Origin of the sequence: Alicyclobacillus acidiphilus NBRC 100859 (assembly GCF_001544355.1) — a bacterium.
GTDB classification, from domain to species: domain Bacteria; phylum Bacillota; class Bacilli; order Alicyclobacillales; family Alicyclobacillaceae; genus Alicyclobacillus; species Alicyclobacillus acidiphilus.
Genome location: NZ_BCQI01000015.1, coordinates 38597 through 63786, shown reverse-complemented (window position 1 = coordinate 63786; position 25190 = coordinate 38597). Strand labels below are relative to the sequence as shown.

Here is a 25190-nt window from a genome sequence, read left to right as displayed (position 1 = left end):
TAGATCAATCTACGCCGAAAATGTCAAAAGCCCTTTATCCTCAAGGAACTGAATGATTTGCCGAACGGACTCTTCGACAGACTGCTTGTTGGTATGCAGTGTCAAATCGGGGTGCAGCGGCACTTCGTATTCGGCGTCGATCCCGGTGAAGTTGCGAATTTCGCCTGCCAAAGCCTTCTTGTACAGCCCCTTCGGGTCGCGCTCTTTACACACTTCCACGGGGCAATCGATGAACACTTCGAAGAACTCGTTCTGCTCAAAGCGCGCCCGCGCCTTGTCCCGGTCCTCGCGAGTGGGCGAGATCAAACCGGCGATCACAATCATGCCCGCGTCGACAAACAGCTTCGCGATTTCTGACACGCGGCGGATATTCTCGCTGCGATCCTTCTGGGCAAACCCCAGGTCCGCGTTGATGCCGTGCCTCAGGTTGTCACCGTCCAGCAGATACGTCCGCAGCCCGCGGCGGTGGAGTTCCAATTCCAAAGCGCTCGCGACTGTCGATTTGCCTGCGCCGGACAATCCGGTCAGCCAAAGAACAAAGCTGGAGTGCTGATTTTGGATCCTGCGATCCTTCTTCGTGACCTGCGTCGGTTGCCATACCACTTGACTCATCGTAAGTACCCTCTCAATCTCGCATCATTTCTTGCATCACACTTGCCAACTTGCCAACGACCTGCCTCGTCTCGAACTGATTTGGAATCGGTACTTCCGTTCGTCCCTCGCGAAGGCAAATCTCCATATATCGTTCTATGGCCGTTGCAATGCCATCGACGTCGCGCGGGCTGACGACTGTATGTCCGCTCTCGCGAAGAATGTCGGCGGCGGTGCCCTGCTCATCCGTAATGCCGAGAATTCGCCTGCCTGCGCCGAGATAATCGATCAACTTCGAGGCCAAAAACGGATTTGAGCCAGTCGCCGACGGGGCGTCGATCAACAACAGGACATCGGACTGTCTCATCATCTTCAGGGTTTCCAGATATGGGGCGCGCCCACGGGCAATTGGCACGGGGCATGCGTCAACCATGGCAGCAAAACCGGAAGACACATTTCCATACAAATTGATTTGAATCCTGTCCTTCCACTCTGGAAATTTGTCCAAAACGTATTGTAACGCTTTGAGGAACGGTTCAGGGGAACGAGAACCGTAGAAACTGCCCAAATACGAAAAGGTCACTTTGTCCGCAGGACCGCGTACAGGCTCTTCACTCTGTTTCGGATACAGATCCGACGTGAAGTGATGCGGCAAAATGAGCGATTTCTCCAGGATGGGCAAATGGGGATACGAATCTACATACATCGCCTGAATTTCCCGCGTCGGAAACACCAGCTTATCGGCGGTCTCCACGACGCGTTGTTCCCACTTGCGGTTGAACGACTTGCGGAATCCAGAATGATGGCTGTGATACGGGTTGTTGGCCCACGGATCGCTAAATTGGGCAATCCACGGCTTCCCAGTCTCCTGCTTCACCCGATAGGCGAGAATGTGGCTCGAACCAGGCTGGGATCGGCTATAGATGAGATCAAAATGCCCGTCCTGAAGCGGAATGCGGTTCACCTTCGCCCACAGGTAGTGTTCGTCTACGAGGTATCCAACCAGCTTGTCCGTCACGCGGCGAAGTAATGTACCGCTCGGTTTCAACGTCCTGCCGAGCACGACGGATACGTCACGCGGGAGCTCCATCTCCGGATCCTGTCCCTGGCCCTCGTTGCTCGTCACGAGTTGAATGCGGAAATACCGGGATAATTCGCGAACCGTCTTCCAGACGAGAATGGCCTCCGCATCCAGTTGCGGCGGAGCCAAGTATGAAATGACGAGGACGGTTTTCGTCGCCTCTCCCACCGATTTGCCTCCATTCAATGCGTCTCAATGCGCCGCTCGCACCCGAGCTGCGATAGTCGGCGGATCGATCCGGCCATGGACCGGATCGACCACTTCTATCATAGTCTACACATTCCGACAATCAATAACAGATCTTTTATGCACCGGAACGTGGTCAATCTTTGACAAACCTTCTCTGCGTCTTCTTCCCGTCATAGGTGAAGACGACCTCGCGGCCTTCCACCACGGTTTCCACGTGGCTCGTTCTTCCCCACACTCGATAAAAGTATGGCATCGATTTCTCCAAATGGCGAATGTCCAGTTCCACGCCTTCATATTCGTGCTTCACGTACAGTTCGCCGTTGCGGTTGTAATCGCCGTCCTCGACATAGAGAACCGGGATTCCTCCATTCACGCGAGAGGCCACAAGCGTATCGCGAACCTTTTCCCAGTCCGTTTCCACGACGCGCCAATCGTTGCCGACCTTTTGGTAGAGATACAGGTCCAAATCTTCAATCAACTGCTTGGTGAGATAATTGCGAAGGAACGACGCGTCATTTTCAATTTCGCGCACCTCGAACATCTTCTCTCTACCCTGTCCGCCAACTCGACCGTATTTCTCGCGCTCTTCATCCGATGGATGATCCCACCTGCGTTCGATGTCCTCCCAGATGGCGAGCCCCAGATGGTATGGGTTGATGGACATCCGCGAAGGCAGCACTACACCAGAATGCATTTTGGCGAACTCCACCGCTTCCTCGTCCGTGAGATTCATCTCTCTCATGATCCGCAGGTGCCAATAGGTTGCCCAGCCCTCATTCATGATCTTGGTTTCCAACTGGGGCCAGAAGTACAGCATCTCTTCGCGAAGAATGGATAAGATATCACGCTCCCATTCCTCCAGCGTGGGGGAATGTTCAATCGCGTAAAGCATGATGTCCTTCTGCGCAGCGCGGGGATTGATCTGCGTTTTGGGCGCAGGCGCCGCGGCCTGCTCCGTTCGATCCAGCGCCCATAAGTCGTCGTACGGCGTCTGCGCCTGCGCCCGCTTAAACCCGTTGGCGGATTCACCGCGGCGATGCAGATGTTGCTGCTGTTTGACCAGCTTGCGCGCGTTGCGGCCGTCCGCCGACGCGTCGATGTGTTCAGAGAGCGCAAGCCCCGCGTCAATCAACTCTTCGACTTTCTTGCGGCCATATTTCAGCTCGTAGTGGTAAATCCGCTCCGCACTCGCCGCCATGCGCTCAACCATGTCCCGCGACGTGAAGCGAAACGTGGCATTGTTCTTGAAGAAGTCGCAGTGCGCCAACACGTGCGCACATACGGTCTTGTTTTGCAGCAACGTGTTGCCGTCCAGCAAAAACGCGTAACATGGATTCGAGTTGATGACCAGCTCATAGATGCGGCTCATGCCGAGATCGTAATCGAGCTTCATCCGATGAAAACTCTTCCCGAACGACCAATGATGGAATCTGGTGGGCATCCCATAAGCGCCGAACGTATAAATAATATCGGAAGGACATACTTCGTAGCGCATCGGATAGAAATCCAGACCAAACCGCTTGGCGAGATCCGTCATTTGATCAATGCTTTCTTCCAGCAGTTCCAACTCTTCGTTCGTCACGCGCTCTTCACTCCTTCCCGCCGCGAGAAAAAGTGTTTTAAAGCCGCGTACACTTCGCTCTTGTCGCGAATCACAAACTTGCGAAACACGGGCAATTCCAGTTTCCCGTAGGCGCTCATCAAGGTTGACGAGCGGCTGTATTGATTGACTTCCGCGTAGCCGAACATCTGCGACACTTCACACAGTTCGCGCACGAGCCTGACGCAGTTCTCATTGTCCGAGGTCAGGTTGTCGCCGTCGGAAAAGTGGATTGGGTATATGTTGTATCGATCCGGCGGATATTCGCTTCGAATCATCCCGAGCGCGTATTCGTAGACGGAGGAACAAATGGTCCCCCCGCTTTCCCCCTTGTTGAAAAAATGCTCCTGACTGACTTCGTGCGCCTCCGTGTGGTGCGCGATATAGCGAATGTGGACATTTTCATACTTCGTTTCCAGGAAGCGGGCCATCCAAAAAAAGAATGTTCTAGCACAGTATTTTTCGAACAACCCCATCGAACCGGACAGATCCATCATCGCGAGAATCACAGCGTTCGAATCAGGCTTTTGCACGTCTTCCCACGTCTTGTAGCGCAAGTCGTCCGGGGAGATGCGGACCTTGTCAATGGCCGCTCTTTGATTTCGGCGGATGGCTTCGAGCAACGTCCGCTTCTTGTCGATGTTGCTCGACAACCCTTTCTTTCGAACGTCCCGGAACTCGACCGTGTCGACGGTCAGATCCGGGGCTTCCTTGTCGGCGAGATCGGGCAATTCCAATTCCTTGAAGAGAACATTCTGGATGTCTTCGAGTGACACCTCAGCCTCCGTGTAGTCGACTCCAGGCTGCTCGCCTGCTCCTTCGGTTCCGGGCGTACCGCTCTTGTCGGGCCGTCCGCGGGCGACAATGTCACCCACTTGCGTGTCGCCCTGCCCCGTGCCGGCATGCCGCCCCTTTTGGTGGTTGTAACGAATCCGGTACTCTTCCAAGGACCGAATCGGAATTTTCACGATTTGTTTGCCGTCACTCATAATCAGGCTCTCATCGCTCACCAAATCAGCCAAGTTGTCTTTGATGGCTTCCCGGACTTTCTCCTTGTGCCGTTCTTGGTCCTGATGTCCTTTCCGGTGAAGCGACCAATCTTCCCTCTGCAGCGTAAAGTAAGTCCTCACGGACGTCCCCCCTTGCGGGTGTCAGCGATTCAAGAGACTGCCTGTATACCTCAGCAATTCATTGGCACAAGATGAGCAATATCCGTGTTCGTCGATGAGCCGGGCTGTTACCTCGTTGATCTTCTTCAACTGCGCTTCGTCCGGTGTTTTCGACGAAGTTGTAATCTTGACGACGTCTTTCAGATCGGAGAACAGTTTCTTTTCAATGGCCTCCCGCAGCCGTTCGTGCGAATTGTAATCGAACCGTTTACCGCGGCGCGCGTAGCTGGAAATGCGAATCAGAATCTCCTCGCGAAACGCCCGTTTTGCGTTCTCCGAGATGCCGATTTGTTCTTCGATAGAGCGCATGAGGCGTTCATCGGGATCGAGTTCTTCGCCTGTCAGAGGATCCTTGATCTTCTGCCAGTTGCAATACGCTTCGACGTTGTCGAGATAGTTGTCGAGCAAGGTTTTCGCCGATTCCTCAAACGAATACACAAACGCCTTCTGCACTTCCGTCTTCGCCATTTCGTCGTACTCGCGTCTCGCCATGCCGATGAAATTGAGAAGCTTTTCGCGATCTTCGGCACTGATGGACGCGTGTTGATCCAATCCATCGCGAATCGCGCGCAGCACATCCAGCGCGTTGATGCACTGTGTGTCTCTGCGGATGAGTGCCGTGGAAATGCGGTTGATAATGTAGCGAGGATCGAGGCCTGACATGCCTTCGTCCGGGTACTCGTTTTGCAGTTCTTTCAAGTCGGCGTCCTTCATGCCTTCGACCGTTTGACCGTTGTATAAATACAATTTCTTCAATAAGTCCACGCCTTGCTTCTTGGATTCCTTCAACCGCGTCAGGATCGAGAAAATCGCAGCCGTGCGCAGCGCGTGCGGAGCGATGTGGACATGCGCGAGATCGCTCTGGTGAACCAACTTGTCGTAGATCTTGACTTCATCGTCGACGCGCAGGTTGTAAGGAACTGGCATGACGATCATGCGGGACTGGAGCGCCTCGTTCTTCTTGTTGGAGACAAACGCCCGATACTCCGCTTCGTTCGTGTGGGCGACAATCATCTCATCCGCGGAAATCAAGGCAAACCGCCCTGCTTTGAAGTTTCCTTCCTGCGTTAGACTGAGCAAGTGCCAGAGAAACTTCTCGTCGCATTTCAGCATCTCCTGAAACTCCATCAGTCCCCGGTTCGCCTTGTTCAATTCGCCGTCGAACCGGTACGCGCGAGGATCGGACTCCGATCCGTACTCCGTGATCGTCGAAAAATCGATGCTGCCGGTCAGATCCGCGATATCCTGCGACTTTGGATCGGAAGGGCTGAAGGTGCCAATGCCAATTCGCTTATCCTCCGACAACAGAATGCGCTCGACTGGCACATCCTCGATTCTGCCGCCGTATTCCGTCTCCAGCCGCATGCGGCAGCTCGGGCAGAGGTTGCCTTCGATGCGAACTCCGAATTCAGCTTCAAAATCTTTGCGCAATTCAAGCGGAACCAAATGCAGCGGATCTTCGTGCATCGGGCAGTCCTGAATGGCGTACAACGCCCCTTCTGGCGTTCTGGAATATCGTTCAAGCCCTCTCTTCAGCATCGTGACAATCGTCGATTTGCCGCCGCTCACGGGTCCCATCAGGAGCAGGATCCGCTTGCGCACATCGAGGCGGCGCGCGGCCGCGTGGAAGTACTCCTCGACCAGGCGTTCCAGCGTCCCGGACAGCCCATACATTTCACGTTCAAAGAACGGATAATGGCGATTCCCGTCCGCGTCTGTCTCGATTCCCTGCGATGCGATCATGTCGTAAATGCGTGCATGCGCCGTCTTCGCGACACCAGGATTCGCTCGAACGATCTCCATGTAATCCGCGAAAGTTCCTTCCCAAACGAGCCCTTCTTCTTCTGCACGGTAGGAATTCAATCTGTCTAGAAAGCTCATATTTCCATCCTCCTCCAGATACGGTTGCATGTCTGAAGCGCCAAGATGCGACCTGCAACAGACTGGACGCCTTTGTTCATCCTATTCGCGTGGTGCTTGACCACATGCCCATGCCTGCCTATATGCCGCGCAAGATCGGCCCATATTGGCCGGATCGAGCATGGCTTGGCAGGTTCGAACAAGCATGGCGGCGAATGAGGACGCGCACATTAATGGAGGACGTATCAAAAAGGAGGGTGCTCTTCGATGTCACAAGACAAGCGCCGCAACGACAAAAAGCAAGATCTGACGATCGCGTTGACGGGCCCTGACATCACGCAAAAGGACAAGCGATTCGATCAGAACACGGACGAGACGTTGACGGCGATGACGAGAAACTCCGCCCGGCAGCAGAAGACGCAAGGGTAACTGTCAATCTGCGCTGGGGCGGATGTGTTGTCCAATCCAGCGCAAGGCTGTCGGAATTTGCCGCTGCCAGACGCCCCAAAAATGGTTTCCGGGCCCCACTTCGTATTCCACCGCGGCACCGCGATCGACGAGGATATCACGCATTGTCTCGTTGTATGTGAGGAAATCGAAGATACCCGACGGCGTCTGTGACTCGTGTTCCTCGTCGCCGATGAACATATAGGCCGATATCCGGCTCAAATCCCGCTCCTTGCGCAGACGTTCCTGCACGCTCGGAAAGTACGCTCCGGAGAAGAGCACCAGTCGATCGAACACATCTGGGAAATTGAGCGCGAAGCTCAGGGTGGCCACGGCGCCAAGCGAAATTCCGGCCATCATGCGGTTGCCTTGCGAGATGGCGTAGCGCTCCTCCATGAATGGCATGCACTCGTCAGCCACGAATTGCAGATAAGATCGATGCCGGACACCGTCCATTGCGTAGTCCGCGTTGCGATGCTCCATATTGACAGCGATCCCGGCAATCAAAAACGGCGGTATTTCTCCGGCGGCTATCATCGTACTGGCAATGGTCGCGATGCGCCCGTGCGTGAAGAATTCGATTCCGTCGTGGCAGTAGACAATCGGCAGTCTCTGACTCGCGTCCTGCATTGGTGGAACAAACACTTTGACAGTTCGGTCTTCACCCAAATGGATGGAATGAATCACATGGGATTCAATTTTGCGTGAAGGTTGGTTCGTCATGGGAAATCTCCTCCGTTCGGGCAATCGTGCGACAAATAGTACAGAAGGTTCGTAGAAAGTGCGTCGAACAAGCGAAAGAAAGCGCTACACCAAACTGTTATACAAATAACGACCATCTATTCTATAACAGAACATTTCGCGGATACGTAATCAACTTCGCACGTGGACCTGTTGTGTATTATAATATTTACGGACCTGTATCACTACTGCAGATATGAGGTGACAATTTTGAGCACATCAGCCGCTCAATTCGAAGTTCCGTACGTCCAGGTATTGGACGAAAACGGAAACGTGACTAATCCAGATAGAGTGCCGTCACTCAATGACGAGCAATTGAGAGATCTCATGAAGCGCATGGTCTTCACGAGAATTTGGGACCAGCGCGCCATCAAGCTTGCCCGCCAAGGCAGGCTCGGCTTCTATGCCCCCGTTGCGGGCCAGGAAGCATCGATGATTGGCAGCGAGTTCGCGACCAACAAAGACGATTTCCTGCTTCCAGGTTATCGCGATATCCCTCAGTGCTACTTCCATGGCTATCCGCTGCATCAACTGTTCCTGTACTCTCGCGGCCATCAGCTCGGCGGCAAAGTCCCTGACGATGTCCATTGCATGATCCCGCAGATCATCATTGGCGCTCAAATTGTCCAAACCCCCGGTGTGGCGCTTGCCTTCAAGTTGCGCGGCGAAAAGCGCGTCGCTGTTACATACACGGGCGACGGCGGCACTTCCCAAGGCGATTTCTATGAAGGTATGAACTTTGCCGGAGCCATGAAACTGCCGGCTGTCTTCTTTGTCCAAAACAACCAATACGCAATCTCCGTGCCTCGTGAACTGCAGACAGCCGCTCAAACACTTGCGCAGAAGGCTGTCGCCGCCGGCATCCCAGGCGTTCAAGTCGACGGCATGGATATCCTCGCCGTCTATTCGGTCATGCGGGAAGCGGTGGATCGCGCCCGTGCCGGAGAGGGACCGACGATGATTGAAGCTATCACGTTCCGCTATGGACCGCACACGATGTCCGGCGACGACCCAACGCGTTACAGAACCCAAGAGACGCAAGAAGCATGGGAGAAGCGCGATCCGCTCATCCGCTTCCGCAACTACTTGGTGTCGAAAGGGCTGTGGTCCGAGCAAGAGGAACAGGCCTACATCGAGGAGGCCAAGGAGACCATCAACGCAGCGCTGAAGCAAGCCGATGAAACAGAGAAGATGACTGTCCCGCAGCTGATCGACTCGATGTTTGCGGAACCAACTCAGGAATTGCTGCGTCAACGGGCCGAGATCACGGGCGAGGGGGCGAACTGAGAATGGCACAAATGACGATGATTCAAGCAATCACGCACGCGCTTGACTTAGAACTTGCACGCGACGAACGCGTTCTCGTATTCGGCGAGGACGTCGGCCACAACGGCGGCGTCTTCCGGGCAACCGAGGGACTTCAGAAGAAATACGGAGAGGACCGCGTGTTCGACACGCCGCTCGCCGAGAGTGGCATCATCGGCTTGGCAAACGGTCTGGCGGTCCAAGGATTTCGACCAGTTCCAGAGATTCAGTTCTTCGGTTTCGTGTTCGAGGCATTTGACCAAATCGCAGGGCAGATCTCGCGTCTGCGGTACCGCTCGGCAGGCCGTTTCAGTGCGCCGGTGACCATCCGGTCTCCGTTTGGCGGCGGTGTTCATACGCCAGAACTGCACTCTGACAGCTTGGAAGGACTCTTCTTGCAGACACCCGGCGTCAAGGTGGTCATCCCGAGTTCGCCGTACGACGCAAAAGGTTTGCTGTTGTCTGCGATTCGCGATCCGGATCCAGTGATCTTCCTCGAGCACATGAAGCTCTACCGTTCATTCCGCCAGGAGGTTCCCGAGGAAGAGTACACGATTCCACTGGGCGTCGCGAACGTCGTTCGCGAAGGCAAAGACGCCACCATCGTCACGTACGGGGCCATGGTAGCGACGTCCGTGAAAGCGGCCGAACAGTGGTCGAAGGAGAAAGGTTTGGAAGCCGAAGTGATCGACTTGCGCACCATCTCTCCTATCGATATCGAGACCATCGTGAAGTCGATTCAAAAGACCAATCGCGCCATTGTCGTGCAAGAGGCGCAACGCTCGGCAGGTGCCGCCGCGGAGATTGTCGCGCAAATCAACGAACAGGCCATCTACCATCTGGAAGCGCCCGTACTTCGGGCTACGCCGCCTGACACAGTGTACCCGTTCGGCATGATTGAAGACGACTGGCTCCCGACGCCGCAATATATCGTCGATACGCTCAACAAGGTAACGAGTCTCTAATACGGGGGTGAAGCCACATGGCATTATTTGAATTTGGGCTGCCGGAATTGGGAGAAGGTCTCCACGAAGGCAGAATCAGCAAATGGTTGGTAAAACCCGGGGATACCATCCAGGAAGACGATGCCGTCGCTGAGATCGAGAACGACAAATCGCTCGTTGAGCTGCCTTCACCGGTCAGCGGCAAGGTTGTCGAAATCAAAGTCGCGGAAGGCAGCACATGCGTCGTTGGCGACGTCATCCTCACCATCGAAGTGGCAGGCGACGTTCCGGCTTCGCACAGCGCTCACGGTAACGAACAGCCAGCCGCAGAGCCTGCCAAGCAAGCGGCTTCCGAGCCTGCCGCTCAGCCTGTTGCGCAGGCCGCAGCAGCAAACGATGGCGCTGGCACGAGCGCGGCCAAGCAGGTTCTGGCTACACCTGGGGTACGCCGCTACGCGCGTGAACACGGGGTCGACATTCGCTCCGTGCAAGGTACGGGCAACAACGGCAAAGTGACGAAAGATGACGTCGACGGCTTCCTGAACGGCGGCTCTGCGGTCGCGGCTTCGCCAAGTCAGTCCGCAGTCAAGGAAGAGACCAGTACTGGAGCAACCGGATCGACGGTCGTGCAAGTCGCGGGCGACGAGATCGAAGAACGTGTGCCGCTACCGATGATTCGCCAAGCTATCGCTCGCGCGATGGTCAAGAGCAAGTACACGGCGCCGCACGTGACGCTGATGGACGAAGTCGATGTGACGGAACTCGTGAAGCTTCGCAAGGAGATCAAGCCCGTCGCAGAACAGCGCGGCGTCAAGATCACCTACCTGCCCTTCATCGTCAAGGCTTTGATTGCGGCGCTGCGCAGTCGTCCGCAGTTGAACTCCTCGTATGACGAAGAAAAGCAGGAACTCGTGCTGAAGCACTATTACCATATCGGCATCGCGACCGATACGGACCGGGGATTGCTGGTTCCCGTCGTCAAGCACGCGGACAAGAAAAACATGTGGGATATCGCGCAGGAGATCAACGATCTCGCCGCTCGCGGACGCGCAGGCAAACTTGCGCCGAACGAAATGCGCGGCAGCACGATATCGATCACGAACATCGGCTCAGCCGGCGGCATGTTCTTCACGCCGATTATCAACTATCCGGAAGTGGCCATCCTCGGCGTCGGGCGCATCACGGAAAAGCCAATTATCCGGGACGGCGAGTTTGCAGTCGGTCAAATGATGGCATTGTCGTTGAGCTTCGATCATCGCGTGATCGACGGTGCGCTCGGTCAGCAATTCGTGAATGACATCAAGCGTCTGTTGGAAAATCCGCGTCTGTTACTTTTGGAGGTGTGAGGCATGGTCGTAGGTGAAATGCTCGAAGAAGTTGAGGTTCTTGTCATTGGTGCAGGTCCTGGCGGTTACGTGGCGGCAATTCGCGCCGCACAATTGGGCAAATCGGTCACGATTGTCGACAAGGCGGAACTCGGCGGCGTTTGCCTGAATCGCGGCTGCATTCCGTCGAAGGCGCTGATCTCCGCGGCGCATCACTACGAGGCGTCGAAAGAATCGCCGTTCCCTGGTGTGGAAACGTCGGCGACGCTGGATTTCGCCAAGGTTCAAGAGTGGAAGCAGTCGGTCGTCAACAAAATGACCGGCGGCGTCGAGTCGCTTTTGAAAGGTAACAAGATCACTGTCATCAACGGTGAAGCGTTCTTTACGAAACCGGACGAAGTGCGCGTCATGCACGAAAACGGCGCACAGCGCATTCACTTTCAGCAGTGCATCCTCGCCACAGGCTCCCGGCCGATTGAGCTGAAAAACCTGCCCTTGTCGAAGCGAGTCCTCGACTCGACCGGCGCGCTTTCGCTCGATCACGTCCCAGGCCGCTTGATTGTCGTCGGCGGTGGGTACATCGGTGTCGAACTGGGCCAAACGTTTGCGAAATTCGGTTCGCAGGTCACCATCATCGAAGGACTGGACGGCATTCTCGCACTCTTCGACAAGCAGATGGTTCGCCTCGTCGAGCGCAATCTCAAGAAATACAACGTCGAGATCGAGACCAACGCGTTGGCCAAGTCTGTCGAAGAAACCGATGAGTCTGTGAAGCTGACCTACACCAACAAGGCTGGCGAAGAAAAGACCATCGAGGCGGACTATATCCTGGTCACCGTCGGCCGTCGCCCGAATACTGATGAACTTGGCCTTCAGGACGCGGGCATTGAGCTTGGCGAAAAAGGCCTGATCAAAGTCGACGCGCAATGCCGGACCACCAATCCGAACGTCTACGCGATCGGCGACATCGTTCCGGGTGCGGCACTGGCCCACAAAGCATCGTACGAGGGCAAGGTTGCGGCGGAAGCCATCGCTGGCAAGCCGAGCATCGTCGACTACCGTTGCATTCCGTCGGTCGTGTTCTCCGATCCGGAAATGGCATCCGTCGGGCTGTCGGAAGACGAAGCCAAGAAGGAGTACGGCAACATTTCTGTCGGACGCTTCCCGTATGCGGCCAACGGTCGTGCAACGGCGCTCAATGCCGACGCAGGTTTTGTGAAGTTGATCGCCAACAAGGAAAACGGCGTACTGGTAGGCGCGCAAGTCGTTGGCGTCGAGGCGTCAAACCTGATCGCGGAACTCGGCCTAGCTATCGAGATGAGCGCGACGCTGGAAGATATCGCGCTCACGATTCACGCACACCCGACACTCGGCGAAATGGTTGAAGAAGCCGCAGAGGTTGGTCTTGGAGAGCCTATCCACATCATCACCCGATAATATCTCGTACACACGAACGGCCAGTGTATCGCAATACCGCGCATACACTGGCCGTTTTTGCGTGATGTTTTTTCCCCGCGTCAGATGCTCGGAAGTTCACGTACGAAAGCAAGCGTGTCCTCCAGTGAACCTTCGCCTGCCCAGCGAAATGTGCCCAGGCCGCGATCGATCCGACAATCGTTGACCAAGTAACACTCCATGCCCACATATGTAGCAGCCCCATCCTCCTGCACATCGTTTCCAACCATGATGCATGATTCAGGCGGTGTGCCAAGTGCCTCAGCAACCTCCAAAAAGTACTTCGGGTTCGGTTTGCAGAAGTGGGTATTTTCCATCGTCGTCACAAAATCAAAACGGATATCGTCGATGCCGGCCCAACGCATTCTCGCGGCAGTCGCGATACCTGGGAAAATCGGATTGGTCGCCAAGGCGATCCTGTAGCCTTTGTCTTGGACGGTTCGACATATTTCCCGCGCAATTTTTGTCGGTCTTGTCAAATGCCGCAGTTCCTCAAACGATGTTTCATAGAAATGCACGAATAAAGGCCAAATCTGTTCCGCCAGCGAAGTGTCGCTCCCAAACAAGGCCTTGCGAAACTTCTCTTCGTTGGTCAACAACGGACTCTCGTTCTCCACAACTTGCTGCATCGCGCCGAGCATCCAATGCGCGATCTCGTCAGCGGGCCTCACCTCGGCCAGGTGCGGAACAAGGTGTCGAAAATAGGCGCTCATAAACGCGTCCAACTCAAACGGCAACAGTGTTCCATCCAAATCGAACAGTATAGCCTCCATGCTTGTCCTCCTACACCATGCCCGGAAATCCGTGTTGCCGATACGCCTCGAACGCGACAATCGCCACGGCGTTGGACAGGTTCAACGATCTCGCCTTCGCGTCATTCCGCATCGGAATGCGAATGACTTTGTCGTACTGCGCCTCAATCAATTCCCGCGGCAGCCCCTTTGTCTCCTTGCCAAAGACAAGAAAGTCGTCCAAACCATAAGAAACGTCCGAGTACCATTTGCCTCCTTTGGTCGACGCATAGTGATACGTTCCATTCGGATAAAGCTGCCACAACTCCTCAATGGAGTCGTGATAGTGGATGTCCAAGAGATCCCAGTAATCCAAACCCGCCCGCTTCAGTTGTTTGTCGTCGGTCGAAAACCCGAGCGGACGGATTAGGTGCAGGGAACTGCCTGTGACAGCGCAGGTTCGTGAAATGTTTCCCGTATTGGCCGGAATCTCTGGTTCGACAAGAACAATATGCATGTGACATGTACCTCCAACTCTGGTTCCCTGCTCAGTGTATCACTGGATGGTTTGGCGGAACCAGCCGGCGACAAAAATCCAACTCCGGCGTTCCGGATCAATTCGACAGTTGATCAGGCAAGTGCACGAACGCGTACTTCGTGGATGGCGTCCACGCGCGGCTGTCGTAGTACAAATACGGACGGTGAAAACTGTCGTCGGTATGTGCGTTGACCAATGGCTCGCCGTTGTGATCGAACTCGGTGACGATGGTCGAATGATGATACGTTCCGGAACCATCCCAATCATAGAAGATCAAATCGCCCATTTTGAGTTCACTGGCCCGCCCCACGAGCTCGCCGCCAAGCGATTTCCGGACAAAACGGTAGAGCGCGTTTGACATCGTCCATGAATAGCTCCACTGGTTGGAGACAGGGTTCGTGGAACGAATCCACCATCCGTTAATCCTGTCCCCCTCGCCCTGCATCGGAATGCCGCCGGCGTGCAGACATTGTGAAATGAAATTCGTACAATCATCACTGAACTTCGGATATCTTGGATTGGCCGAATCCCACCAGACGTCCGCGTATCGGGTGGCACGAAGGCGATCGTACGTCCCCCCCGCTCGATAGTGATGCGCGGGCAGCCGCAGAGGCGTATGAACCGAGGCGTCGCGAACCTCCTCGGCCAGGGCCCGGCCATCGCTGGATTCCTCCGCGTGTCGCAATCGCCAATCGTCTTCCACCCAGACCCAATCTTGTCGATGGTGAATCGTACGGCATTCGACGCCAATCTCCCTTGCGTCGGTATACGTCCAAAAGATCTGTTCCTCCGCGACCACGTTCGCCGAGGTCTCGTCGTCCGACATGTTCAACTGCATGATGTTCACCTTCGAATGAGCGCGAAGCAGCCGTTTGCCTTGAAGTTGGTACGCTTTGCGCTTGCGTTCCGCCTGACGAACCAGACGGGCTATCCACTTTTCCTGCTTCGAAGGCCGACTCAAGTCGAAGAAAGCTGTCGAATCACACGACAGCCACACATCCGTACGAGCGTCAAAATACCTCTGAACCGCTTCTATAGGGGATTTCACGCAGCATCACCTCGTTATGTCACACGACTATACTATGACATTCGCCGTGACACGTGCATTTCCAATAGGCAAACGTGATTCGCCTCGGTCAAGTATGGTATACTAACGACCGGAATTCGTTTTGCATGACGAAACAGAGGGGGCGACCCTGCTTGTCCGATTTCTCCTCCGAGACACCGGCTGCAACGGTGCGTGCGGTGGAACGGGCCCTCGATATCTTGCTCTATTTCGCTAAATCGCCTCGCGAATTGAGCTTGAGTGAAATCGCCCGGGAAGTGAATTTGCACAAGAGTACGGCGCATCGGCTGTTGCTTTCGCTGCAGGCAAAAGGATTCGTCCGCCGCCAGCACGGTTCAGACAAGTACATACTCGGTTGGAGCATTCTTGAACTATTGGGGAACGTATATTTGTCTGACGAGCTTACGACACTTGCCCTGTCGGAGATGACGAAGCTGCGCGATCTCACGGGTGAGACCATCAGTTTGTACATCCGCAGCGGGATCGAACGAATTCGAATCCAGGCAGTCGAAAGCACCGAACCCATTCGCAATGTCGTTGCCATTGGCAAGACGTATCCGCTTTATGTGGGGGCGGGCGGCAAAGTTTTGCTGGCATTCGCGGACGACGCTGTCGTCGAAGAGGTGTTGAATCGCGAGCAACTCCCTTCTGATTTTGATCGAAGCGAATTGCGGGCACAGTTGGACAAAATACGCTTGGATGGTTACGCCGTCAGTATCCAGGAGCGCGATGCCGGCGCTGCTGCCATGGCTGCTCCTGTGTTTGGCAGAAACCACGAATGCGTTGCCGCCCTCGCGGTTTCAGGTCCAGTCTCCAGGTTGACGCTGGAAAAAATGCAGCAGCACGTAGATGCCTTGATCACGTCCGCCGAATGGCTGACCAAGATGCTTTCGCACTAATTTGTATCGGATCAAGCCGAGTAGTGCCAGCAGATGAGAACAGATATAGAGGTGAAGAGAATGACGAAACCAACCATCGTCGTGATGGAAGGAGACCAAACCGGTCAGGAACTGCTCGAGCAGGCCTTGCGCGTACTGTCGCCAGATGTGACTGGTTACGATGTCGCATTTGAACGGTTCGACTTGAGCTTGGAAAACCGGAGAAAGACCAAAAACGAAGTCGTCTTTGACGCGGCCGCAGCAATGCGGAAGTCCGGACTCGGACTGAAAGCAGCAACCATCACCCCGGAGACCAAGGGCGACGTCGGCAGTCCGAACGCCATCCTCCGCAAGGAAATCAACGGGACCGTCATCGTCAGAACGGGCCGACGGATCCCGGGCATTGCGCCGCCGGTTGGCGTGTATTCGCCGATCTCCGTCGTGCGGATGGCGGTGGACGATGCGTACGGTGCCAAAGAATGGCGTGAACAGACTGAGAACGGCGACGAGTACGCGTACCGGACGGAGAAGATCTCGCGATCCATCTGCCGTGGTGTCGCGAAATACGCGTTTCAACACGCGAAGCGTCTCAACGCGAAAGTGTTTGGCGGTCCAAAGTACACCGTGAGCCCCATCTATGAAGGCATGCTCAAAGAGGAAATGGACGCCGCCGCGGCCCAGTTTCCAGATGTTCAGTACGAGCCGCAGTTGATCGACGCGACGTACGCCCTGCTTCTCGTCAAGGCGGGTGAGCCCTTGGTGATACCAGCGCTCAATCGCGACGGCGATTGCTTGTCGGATCTCGTCTTGCAAATGTTTGGCTCGATTGCTGGCTCCGAATCCATGCTCCTGGCATTGGACGACGACTTCAAACCGAGCGTTGTGATGGCGGAAGCGCCTCACGGCACGGCTCCCAGCCTGTTTGGCAAGAACATCGCCAATCCGATGGCCATGATTTTGGCAGCTGCCGCATTGCTGGGATATCACAACGACAAGCAAGCTCATGTCGTATCCAGAGCCATTTACGAATCGACGCTCGAAGCAATCATCGACGGACATCGGACCTCGGACCTCGGAGGCAGCTCCAGCACCACCGAATTTACGGACGAAGTGATCCGCCGGGTGCGCACCAAGCGCGAAGTGTGGAGCACAATTGGCGACAACATGTGATGTGTTCGCGGGCTGTTCCTCGTACCGTCGAGGAACAGCCTTTTTGATTTGGGCGATTGTCCCGGCAAAACGATTCGCGCATGCATAGGCTATCATCATCCCACACTCAGGGGTGAGTACATTGCCTAAGCCAAAACGAACCAATATGCCCGACTGGCTGCAATTTGTTGTCGCTGAATTAACCAAGCCCCCCTACTTCATGAACCAGGAGGCCGAATCTCCGGTATCGCAAGCATATGCGCCAAATACCACGGCAAGCGGGAACTCTGCGCACACATCCAAATCTGCGACTGCATCGGCGGCAAAGCCGCGTGCACAACGTGAGAGGGAGCGAGATCGGCACACGTCAGCGACTGACAACTTGGACACTGTACGCCGCCAACCTGCGAACGCGACGCGATCACACCGGAATTCCGACATTCCCGAGCGCGTTCTGGATCAGTATGAGTGGAAGATAGCGCACACGGAACGCGTTCCCGGGGCCTTAAAGGTGACCCTTCAGGACGGTCGGCATTTTGCCGTCAAAGAAACGGACATTCCTGCGAAACGCGTTTGGTTTATCCACCGGGCATTGAACTGGGCCAAGAAACAAGGCTTTTCCCGCTTTGCCCCATTTTATTTCACCAAGGCAAAATCACCGGTCTTCGTGTACGAGGGAAAGACGTATTATGCCACGTCGTGGATCGATGGGCAGAACGCGAATTTTGCGTCAGCGGAACACGTGGCGCAAACCGCTTACACGCTCGCGCAATTCCACGAGGCGACCAAAGGCTTTTCGTCGGAGAAGTTCACACCAGACGACGTGTACGATCTGTTCGGCCTCATGCAGCAAAGAAACCGGGACTTGCGGCGAATGATCATACGGGCGGATGCGAAGCGCGATCCCGACGAGTTTGACAGGCTGTTGGTCACGCTCAAGCCGGCGTTGCTGGACGACAGTGCAGAGTGCCTGCAGATTTTGCAATCGCGCGAGTGCGTGGAATTCCTGGAGAGCGACAGGCGAAACGCAGGACTTTGTCATTTGGACGTGACGCCAGGCAACTGTCTCTACACACCTGATCACCATGTCGCTCTGATCGACTTCGACTTGTCGACGTTCGCGCCAAGAGCCCTGGATATCGCCCATTTACTGCGGCGAAGCTTCCAGACGACCGATTGGGACGGACATTTTGCCTACGCATGCTTCCTGCACTTTGACTCTGTCCGTTCCATACCAAAAGCGGAGTACAAACTGGTGGAAGCGTTGCTGCGGTTTCCCTATCTCCCGTGGCGGCTTGCGCATACGCGCTACAACTACTACGCGAGCCAGGAGCAGCTCGACGATTTGCAACAATACGCGCTGCAAGCGGATCGGCGAAAGGCGTTTCTCTCGTCGCTCGCAGAACAAATCCGCGATTTAAGCGTGGAAGCTAAATCTTGACCGTTCGCTCAATTTCGAGCAGGCCTGCCTTCAGGTGAACCGCTGAGCCGGCGTAACCAACCAGTTTGCCGCTTTGCCCAATCACTCTGTGACAAGGGATAATCACAGCGACCCGATTCGCGCGGTTCGCCTGTCCGACCGCGCGCACCGCCTTGGGCGATCCAACGGCGAGCGCGATGTCGCGGTACGATCTCGTTTCACCATACGGAATTTCCATCAAAGCCGCCCACACCGCCTCTTGAAACGGCGTTCCCGAGACACGGACTGGTACAGTAAAGGAAACTCGTTTGCCAACGAAATACTCCTCCAGCTCAGCGAAGGCCCATTCGATCATGGCCCGCGCTTGTCCACCATTCGTTTGTCGAGTGGACAGCTCCCCAGCCCCCTTGGCCAGAAAGCCATTCCAATCCGCATGAATGACGCCATCGCGACTGGCCACTACATAGAATGGACCAAAGGGCGTGCTCAATTCTCCCGATGCCAAATCGTCCTCAGCAATCCGAGCCATTCTGTCGATCACGACGTTCCTCACAACGCATCAGCCCCCGTTCCATTTCGTCGCGGACCCACTGCTCCTGCTCCGTCTCCAAGCTGTTCCGCAACAGCGTCCGTGCTTCATTGCCACCGATTTCACCACAGGCCCACGCGGCGCTCGCACGTAATTCCGGGCGAGCATGTCCCAAAAAGGGCGCGATGTGCGGAAGCGATTCAGCTTTGCCGATATTGCCGAGAATGATCAGCGCGTTCCGCTGCAGTGTCCGCAGCCCTCGCCAGGCTAAGGCGGTATGACCATATGTTCGCTCAAATTGGCGACCTGACAACGCCAAAATTCCAATCAGCTCCGGGTACGCGAGTTCGTCTTCGGGACGAAACAAGTCAACCATGGACAGTTCCGCACGTCTGTTCTCCGGACAGGACGTCTGACAGACGTCGCAGCCCCAAATGCGCCGTCCCATCAACTTCCGAAACTCGAGCGGAATCATGCCCTTCATTTGTGTAACATACGACAAACAGCGCGTGGCATCAATGACGCCCGGTGCGAGAATTGCTCCAGTAGGACATGCCAGGATACACCGTTGGCACGAATCACAGTGTGCGCCTACATCCATCGGTTTCGATGCCGCGCCGGAAATCTCGAGGTCCGTGATCATCGATCCGATGAACACGTATGAACCATAGCGGCGGCTGTACAACAGTCCGTTCTTGCCGATCCAGCCAATGCCCGCCCGCTCTGCGACGCGCCGATCCACCAGCGGCGAGGTGTCAATGGCGAACTTCACACGAAGTCGCCGACCCGTTGTCTCCTCGATACGCTTGCGCAAGGCATCCAGGCGTTCATGAAGAACGGTGTGATAGTCGACGCCATAGGCGTAGACCGAGACGCTTCCATATGTCCTGCCCACGGGATGTTGGCGCATCGCAGACCGCGATTCCGGTGTCAAATACGGCAGCGTCGCGACGATGATCGACCTTGCCCCGTCCAGGAGAAGATGTGGAGACACACGCTCTTCAATGGTCCCGGACTCGAAGCCTGTCCTGCCCCGAGCTTCGTATGCTTGCAGCACTGGTACGAGTTCGGCAAACGCGGAGGCGTCGGTGACGCCGATTTCAGGGAGACCTGCTTCCTCAGCCAGTTGCACGATGGTTTCATACGCGATGGCATGCGTCCGATCCGTCATCGCGGCACGGCCGCCCTCGCCAACTGGTCACAGCGCTCGTTCCACGCGACACCGGCGTGACCTTTAACCTTTTTGAACGACACCTGATGAGGTTGGATCGCCGCGAGCAAAGCTTCCCACAGGTCCCGATTCTGAACGGGTTCGCCTTTGCTGTTGGTCCAACCGTTCTTCTGCCACTTCACGTACCACTTTTGCGTTAAACAATTGACAACGTAGGCGGAATCCGAATGAATGGTGACCCGGCATGGCTTCTTTAACGACTCGAGCGCCGCGACGACCGCCTGAATTTCCATGCGCTGATTCGTTGTATGCTTTTCGCCGCCCGATATCTCTCGAACATGTTCGTTATACTTAAGGACGGCCGCCCATCCGCCCGGTCCCGGGTTGCGCGAACAGGCGCCATCCGTATAGATGGTCACTTCTTGCAGCTCTTCCATGGGCTATCCCCCTTACATCACCAAACGCCAGATGGTGACTGCACTTACACCTAAGGATATCACACCTAGCATGGCGGCTGAGACATATGCGCCTGTGCCGGCCCGTTTCGCGAGCCAGCGCGAAAACGACATCGTATAAAAAAACACAAGGACAGGTATGACCATCAACGAACAGAATTTAAGCACGTCTCATCCGCCCTCCGTTGTCATCGTGTTCGTCCGCGCGATCGCGCCGGATCGCACGCACCGTCGATCCCAGCAAGAGGATGACGAGCGGCAGCGCGAAGACGACCGTCCATCCCCAGCGCAACAGGTACTTGCCGTCGAGATCGATCACTTGGACCCAACTGTCTGCCCACATGCCCATCGAAAACGAAATCAGCACCAACGACGGAATTGCCGGCCGATAGGACGACCAGTTGAAAGCCTTGCTCAAGAGGTAGGCAGCACCCCACAACGTGACCGACATGCGGATGGTCGCTGCGGTCACCCAAAGGAAGACGAAAATGCTCTCCAAACGCTGAAAGAATGGTCCCATATGGATGATCCGCGCCAATCGATACAGAGCGAATGTCGTTTTGCCAGTCTCCTCCGGAGGAAACACCATGTGATACGTGAGCATGAGCGCCACTAAGAGACAGGTTGACACAGAGATGCTGACAACCCCCATGCGGCGCGTCGCCCGCGTGTCGTGGACATGGGGATAGATGATGGTCAGAAGGAGGACGTTGGCAAAGATCGACGCGTACTGGAACGAACCGACAAACACCCGGTCAACGCCAGTTCCCCAAAGCGGAAGCAGAAAATAGGGGTGCCACCAATTCATCGTCATCAGGCAAACAGCCACCAAGCCGACGAGCAGAAGCGGAAGAAAGATAAACGAAGCGCGACAGATGCCTTCAATGCCAGCGTAAGCGATGTAGCCAACAGCAAACATAAAGACCGCTCCGACGAAGATGAGCGGCGTCGCGGGTAGGACGGTACTCACGACATTCTCGGTGAACTCGCGCATGACCGCTGCAGTGGAGCAGAGGAAATACAGAGAGAACAGCAATGCGACGCAGCCTGCCCCAAAACGTCCGAACACCTCTTTGGACACTTCGACGATGTCCAGGTTGCGAAAATACTTTCGAAGCAAGAATTCAACAATCAGGAACAGGATCAACGTGAGCGCACCGGACAGCACGGGTTCCATCCAGGCGGCTTCATACGCGTTCCGGCTGATGTACCGTGGATACGTCAGGAACGCGTTGGTGGCGACGAAGATAATCAGCATCGCCGTCATCTCATTCGAAGGAACTTTGGCGTTTCTCCGCGCACTCTGCGTCAATCCGATCTCCTCCTTCCAAAACCGATGCCAGCTCGCTTCTCCGTGGTTTGGCTCCACGGTCTCGTGATGGGATTCTGCCTCCAACTGCGCAACGGATGCAGGAATGTCGGACGCTTGTTCATTCCCCACAGCGGTCCTCGCACGATCACGTCGCGAGCCGATCCACTGTTGGGAGCGACAGGCGACAGGATGGGCACGCCAAACGACTTTTGCATTGAGAGCCGAACCACGTACACACAAAGCAGGATGCAAATCCCATAAAACCCCAGGATGGCACCAGCCACCAAAAATGCGAAACGCAATACGCGCACGCCCATACTCAGCTCGTAGTTCGGAAGTGCAAACGAAGCGAGCGCGGTTGTGGCGATCACGATGACGAGCAGCGGACTCACGATCCCTGCTTGCACGGCCGCCTGCCCGATAATCAACGCGCCGACAATGCCGATGGTCGGACCGATCACGCTGGGAATGCGTATCCCAGCTTCGCGGATCAGCTCGATGGCGAATTCCATCAGCAACACTTCGACCACCACAGGAAACGGTACCTGCTCGCGGCTTCCGGCAATGGCCAACATCAGGTCGGTCGGCAGCATCTCGGAATGATAATTCGTGACGGCGACGTACAGCGATGGCAGCAATAGAGCCGTGAACAGAGCAATCATCCGCAGCACGCGCATAAACGTGCCAGGCAGGTAACGAATATTCGTGTCTTCCGACGTATGAATCAGCGACCATAGAACGACGGGAACGATGAGGCAAAACGGCGTGTTGCCAACGAAAATCGCGACGTACCCCTCTGCGAGCGAGGCGGCAACCCGATCCGGCCGTTCTGTAGCCATCACCTGCGGGATCAACATGCTCGGTTTGTCCTCGATGAACTGCTCCAACATGCCGCTGTCCATCAAGAAATCGACGTCGATCTCAGAAATTCGCTTTCGAACTTCGCGCACGAGACTGGGATTGGTCAATCCATGGACATACATGATGCCGATGTCTGTCCGAGCCAGGTTGCCGACACTGATGATCTCCGTGACCAGGTGCTCGGTGCGTAACCGGGATCGAACGAGGCCTGTGTTGGTTCGGAAACTCTCCGTAAACGCGTCGTGCGAACCTCGCACAACCGCCTCCGTTTGCGGGGATGATACGCTTCGGTGCTCCCAACCTTTCGTCTCAATGACGAGAGCCGAGGAACAGTGCTCGAGCCACAGGATTGTGGAACCTGTCAATACGTTGTTGACCAAATCAGCCCACGAGTCGACGAACACCGACTGGTTTCCTGGCACCATTTTGTCGGCGACGTACTTCATGGTGCGCTCCGGTTGCGCATCGGTCAGGTGCGTGAGAATCATCAGGGGTTCGAGAATGGACAGATTGATGACGTTCTTATCCGCCAGCCCGTCGACAAACACGACCATGCCGGACCATTTTGAATTGCCTTCCACGCCCACTTGGAATTCCCGAACCACAATGTCCTTGTTCTGGGGCATGTGAAACGCCCGCTCCAACTTGGCGCGCATGTCCTCCAAGTGTGTTGGTATTTCGACGTCGTGTCCAATCCTCGCCTTGTCGACGGCAGCGTGGTATTCCTGCTCGCCGCGCTGTAAGAATTTCTTCATGGACACCCGTTTGTTGGTGCGGTAATTCATGTTTTCCGCTGTGGTAAAGTTGACTTCCTCAGGCGGCGCTTCACTCGGGCCGAATTGATAGCTCGAGTCCAGATTGTCGTTCTCCAGCGAGAATTGTTCGTCCAATACGCTGTCGTCGACGGTCAGCAGCCGCTTCACGGCACCTCCGAATATTCGATTCACAAGTGCCACCCTCCACACTTTCAATAGCATGTCGTCACCCTGTAGAGTGTGAAAGGAGTGCCCAAGTTATCCAATGAGAAGGCCGTTTGAGGCAAAGAGGTCAGGAATTCGTCGATTTCATGAGCGTATTGGGTGAGATCGTGATTTGCATCGTCAATTGTTGAGTCTCAGGTGAATATTGTACGGCTCGCACGCCGAATGGCTGTTGGGGTCGGGACGTGAAGTTGATATCGAGATTGTCGTGACCGGCATCCGTTTGAATCCAGTTCGGCCAACGCGCGCGTCCGAGAAGGGAGAACAAGATTGGATTCGGAATCGGAATCGATGCCATGGACGCCTTCTCGACGTGCAGGAGCATGTTTCCATTTTCGATCAGCGGCGTGATCGTCAGATGGAACGGCATCGCTTTGCCGAGGACGTCGATGTAGAAATCGCAATCCCAGTTTGTCGCAAATTGAACGTGAGCTCCCTCGACGATCTGCCGTAGATCGGCTTCTTGCTGGATCGCGTACGCCAGGTAAGCGTTCACTGCGTCTTGCCCGATCACGACATCGACGGAAGGCGCACCCGCCGGTGTTTTCGCAGGCGAAACCGTTTGGCTTGGGGCATGATTAGGAAGGGCGTTCCAAGCGATCAAACCAGCTGCGCAGATCAGCAAATTGATGCCGAAAAGGATGATGAATGCCCGTTTCCACCACATGACACGACCTCCTGGTTCAATCTAATTGCCGCTTGACCGCAGTGCGGCGGTCCGCTTTGGTTTCGCCTTCTCCGCGCGAGCCGCCTCCCGCAGGGACTTCGCGTAGTATTGACAAACATCTGTAATCGGGCACACCTGACACTTGGGCGTTCTCGCCACGCAGATGTTTCGACCGTGGTGGATGAACAGATGATGCGCGCGCGACCAATCTTCCCTTGGAATGCGCCAGCAAGCTTGCTCTTCGGTCTTGAGTGGATCAGAACTGTCCGCAATTCCAATGCGATTGGTCACTCGCAGCACATGGGTATCCACGGCAAAAGCCGGCAGTCCAAACGCGTTGGACAGTACGACATTCGCCGTCTTCCTGCCCACGCCTGGCAATTCGACCAGGGCCTCCCGATCCGCCGGAACCTCCCCGCCGTAGCGCTCAAGCAGGAGATTGGACGTTGCCACAATATTTTGCGCCTTGGTCCGAAACAACCCGACCTCCCGAATGTCCTCCTCCAGTTCGGCAGGCGCCAACCCAGCGTACGCTTCCGGGCCGCGATATTTCTTGAACAGCTTTTCCGTCACCATATTGACGCGCACATCGGTGCATTGCGCGGAAAGCATCGTCGCAATCAACAGTTCGAACGGCGTCGTGAAGTTCAACGCGCATTTGGCGTCAGGGTAGATTTCAGCCAGCCGCTCGATCACGACCGCCGTTTCACGTTTGGTCAACAAAGC

The 25190-nt window shown here is 55.6% G+C and carries 24 protein-coding genes; 8 read left to right on the top strand and 16 right to left on the bottom strand.

The window, feature by feature from the left end; translation table 11 throughout:
* Window positions 1-9 precede the first annotated feature (9 nt).
* The 5 genes from cysC to AAC01S_RS08180 all read right to left on the bottom strand — a co-directional run bounded on the left by cysC (window position 10) and on the right by AAC01S_RS08180 (window position 6511).
* On the bottom strand, window positions 10-612 hold the full coding sequence (cysC, locus tag AAC01S_RS08200) for an adenylyl-sulfate kinase (RefSeq protein WP_067621208.1): 603 nt from the start codon (window positions 610-612) through the stop codon (window positions 10-12).
* A gap of 13 nt (window positions 613-625) precedes the next feature.
* Complete coding sequence (locus tag AAC01S_RS08195; protein WP_067621207.1) at window positions 626-1840, bottom strand: glycosyltransferase family protein; 1215 nt, start codon at window positions 1838-1840, stop codon at window positions 626-628.
* Between the two features lie 154 nt (window positions 1841-1994).
* On the bottom strand, window positions 1995-3443 hold the full coding sequence (locus tag AAC01S_RS08190) for a SpoVR family protein (RefSeq protein WP_067621206.1): 1449 nt from the start codon (window positions 3441-3443) through the stop codon (window positions 1995-1997).
* A complete protein-coding gene (yhbH, locus tag AAC01S_RS08185; RefSeq protein WP_067621205.1) occupies window positions 3440-4591 on the bottom strand; it encodes a sporulation protein YhbH in 1152 nt (383 codons plus the stop codon). The genes AAC01S_RS08190 and yhbH overlap by 4 nt, the downstream gene beginning before the upstream one ends.
* A gap of 21 nt (window positions 4592-4612) precedes the next feature.
* Complete coding sequence (locus AAC01S_RS08180; RefSeq protein WP_067621204.1) at window positions 4613-6511, bottom strand: PrkA family serine protein kinase; 1899 nt, start codon at window positions 6509-6511, stop codon at window positions 4613-4615.
* A gap of 246 nt (window positions 6512-6757) precedes the next feature.
* Here AAC01S_RS08180 and AAC01S_RS19230 point away from each other — a divergent pair, with 246 nt between their 5' ends.
* A complete protein-coding gene (locus AAC01S_RS19230) occupies window positions 6758-6919 on the top strand; it encodes a hypothetical protein (protein WP_157071097.1) in 162 nt (53 codons plus the stop codon).
* Between the two features lie 3 nt (window positions 6920-6922).
* Here AAC01S_RS19230 and AAC01S_RS08175 read toward each other — a convergent pair whose 3' ends face one another.
* Entirely contained in the window at window positions 6923-7660 is a 738-nt protein-coding gene (locus AAC01S_RS08175) for an alpha/beta hydrolase (protein ID WP_067621203.1), read from the bottom strand.
* 225 nt (window positions 7661-7885) lie between these two features.
* On the opposite strand from AAC01S_RS08175, the gene pdhA reads away from it, so the two are divergent.
* The 4 genes from pdhA to lpdA are packed head-to-tail and all read left to right on the top strand — an operon-like array spanning window position 7886 to window position 12689.
* Window positions 7886-8965 carry a pyruvate dehydrogenase (acetyl-transferring) E1 component subunit alpha gene (gene pdhA, locus AAC01S_RS08170; protein ID WP_067621224.1) on the top strand — a complete coding sequence of 360 codons (1080 nt, stop codon included), beginning with the start codon at window positions 7886-7888 and terminating at the stop codon, window positions 8963-8965.
* A gap of 2 nt (window positions 8966-8967) precedes the next feature.
* Window positions 8968-9948, top strand: a complete 981-nt coding sequence (locus AAC01S_RS08165; protein ID WP_067621202.1) for an alpha-ketoacid dehydrogenase subunit beta — start codon at window positions 8968-8970, stop codon at window positions 9946-9948.
* Window positions 9949-9965: 17 nt separating this feature from the next.
* Window positions 9966-11273, top strand: coding sequence for a dihydrolipoamide acetyltransferase family protein (locus AAC01S_RS08160; RefSeq protein WP_067621201.1), 1308 nt, complete (start codon window positions 9966-9968; stop codon window positions 11271-11273).
* A gap of 3 nt (window positions 11274-11276) precedes the next feature.
* A complete protein-coding gene (gene lpdA / locus AAC01S_RS08155) occupies window positions 11277-12689 on the top strand; it encodes a dihydrolipoyl dehydrogenase (protein WP_067621200.1) in 1413 nt (470 codons plus the stop codon).
* Window positions 12690-12769: 80 nt separating this feature from the next.
* On the opposite strand, the gene AAC01S_RS08150 is transcribed toward lpdA, so the two are convergent.
* From AAC01S_RS08150 to AAC01S_RS08140, 3 genes are all read right to left on the bottom strand, one after another.
* On the bottom strand, window positions 12770-13480 hold the full coding sequence (locus AAC01S_RS08150) for an HAD family hydrolase (protein WP_067621199.1): 711 nt from the start codon (window positions 13478-13480) through the stop codon (window positions 12770-12772).
* 10 nt (window positions 13481-13490) lie between these two features.
* Window positions 13491-13955, bottom strand: coding sequence for a tRNA (uridine(34)/cytosine(34)/5-carboxymethylaminomethyluridine(34)-2'-O)-methyltransferase TrmL (gene trmL, locus AAC01S_RS08145; protein WP_067621198.1), 465 nt, complete (start codon window positions 13953-13955; stop codon window positions 13491-13493).
* Window positions 13956-14052: 97 nt separating this feature from the next.
* Window positions 14053-15024, bottom strand: a complete 972-nt coding sequence (locus AAC01S_RS08140; protein WP_067621197.1) for an amidase domain-containing protein — start codon at window positions 15022-15024, stop codon at window positions 14053-14055.
* Between the two features lie 152 nt (window positions 15025-15176).
* Here AAC01S_RS08140 and AAC01S_RS08135 point away from each other — a divergent pair, with 152 nt between their 5' ends.
* The 3 genes from AAC01S_RS08135 to AAC01S_RS08125 all read left to right on the top strand — a co-directional run bounded on the left by AAC01S_RS08135 (window position 15177) and on the right by AAC01S_RS08125 (window position 18510).
* Entirely contained in the window at window positions 15177-15941 is a 765-nt protein-coding gene (locus AAC01S_RS08135) for an IclR family transcriptional regulator (protein WP_245630124.1), read from the top strand.
* Between the two features lie 60 nt (window positions 15942-16001).
* Window positions 16002-17090 (top strand): isocitrate/isopropylmalate family dehydrogenase, encoded by a 1089-nt coding sequence (locus AAC01S_RS08130; protein WP_067621195.1) that lies wholly within the window; start codon window positions 16002-16004, stop codon window positions 17088-17090.
* 112 nt (window positions 17091-17202) lie between these two features.
* Window positions 17203-18510: a YutH/CotS family kinase-like spore coat protein gene (locus AAC01S_RS08125; protein ID WP_067621194.1), complete on the top strand. Its 1308-nt coding sequence runs from the start codon at window positions 17203-17205 to the stop codon at window positions 18508-18510.
* On the opposite strand, the gene AAC01S_RS20075 is transcribed toward AAC01S_RS08125, so the two are convergent.
* From AAC01S_RS20075 to nth, 7 genes are all read right to left on the bottom strand, one after another.
* On the bottom strand, window positions 18500-19018 hold the full coding sequence (locus AAC01S_RS20075) for a methylated-DNA--[protein]-cysteine S-methyltransferase (protein WP_067621223.1): 519 nt from the start codon (window positions 19016-19018) through the stop codon (window positions 18500-18502). The two genes, AAC01S_RS08125 and AAC01S_RS20075, sit on opposite strands and share 11 nt — an antisense overlap.
* Complete coding sequence (gene queG / locus AAC01S_RS08115; RefSeq protein WP_067621193.1) at window positions 19002-20189, bottom strand: tRNA epoxyqueuosine(34) reductase QueG; 1188 nt, start codon at window positions 20187-20189, stop codon at window positions 19002-19004. Before queG ends, AAC01S_RS20075 begins: the two co-directional genes overlap by 17 nt.
* Window positions 20186-20626, bottom strand: a complete 441-nt coding sequence (gene rnhA, locus AAC01S_RS08110) for a ribonuclease HI (protein ID WP_067621192.1) — start codon at window positions 20624-20626, stop codon at window positions 20186-20188. The genes queG and rnhA overlap by 4 nt, the downstream gene beginning before the upstream one ends.
* A 178-nt stretch (window positions 20627-20804) precedes the next feature.
* Window positions 20805-21956, bottom strand: coding sequence for a GerAB/ArcD/ProY family transporter (locus AAC01S_RS08105; protein WP_067621191.1), 1152 nt, complete (start codon window positions 21954-21956; stop codon window positions 20805-20807).
* Window positions 21953-23764, bottom strand: a complete 1812-nt coding sequence (locus tag AAC01S_RS08100; protein WP_067621190.1) for a spore germination protein — start codon at window positions 23762-23764, stop codon at window positions 21953-21955. The genes AAC01S_RS08105 and AAC01S_RS08100 overlap by 4 nt, the downstream gene beginning before the upstream one ends.
* A 100-nt stretch (window positions 23765-23864) precedes the next feature.
* A complete protein-coding gene (locus tag AAC01S_RS08095; protein WP_067621189.1) occupies window positions 23865-24464 on the bottom strand; it encodes a DUF2140 family protein in 600 nt (199 codons plus the stop codon).
* Between the two features lie 21 nt (window positions 24465-24485).
* On the bottom strand, window positions 24486-25184 hold the full coding sequence (nth, locus tag AAC01S_RS08090) for an endonuclease III (RefSeq protein WP_157071098.1): 699 nt from the start codon (window positions 25182-25184) through the stop codon (window positions 24486-24488).
* Window positions 25185-25190 lie beyond the last annotated feature (6 nt).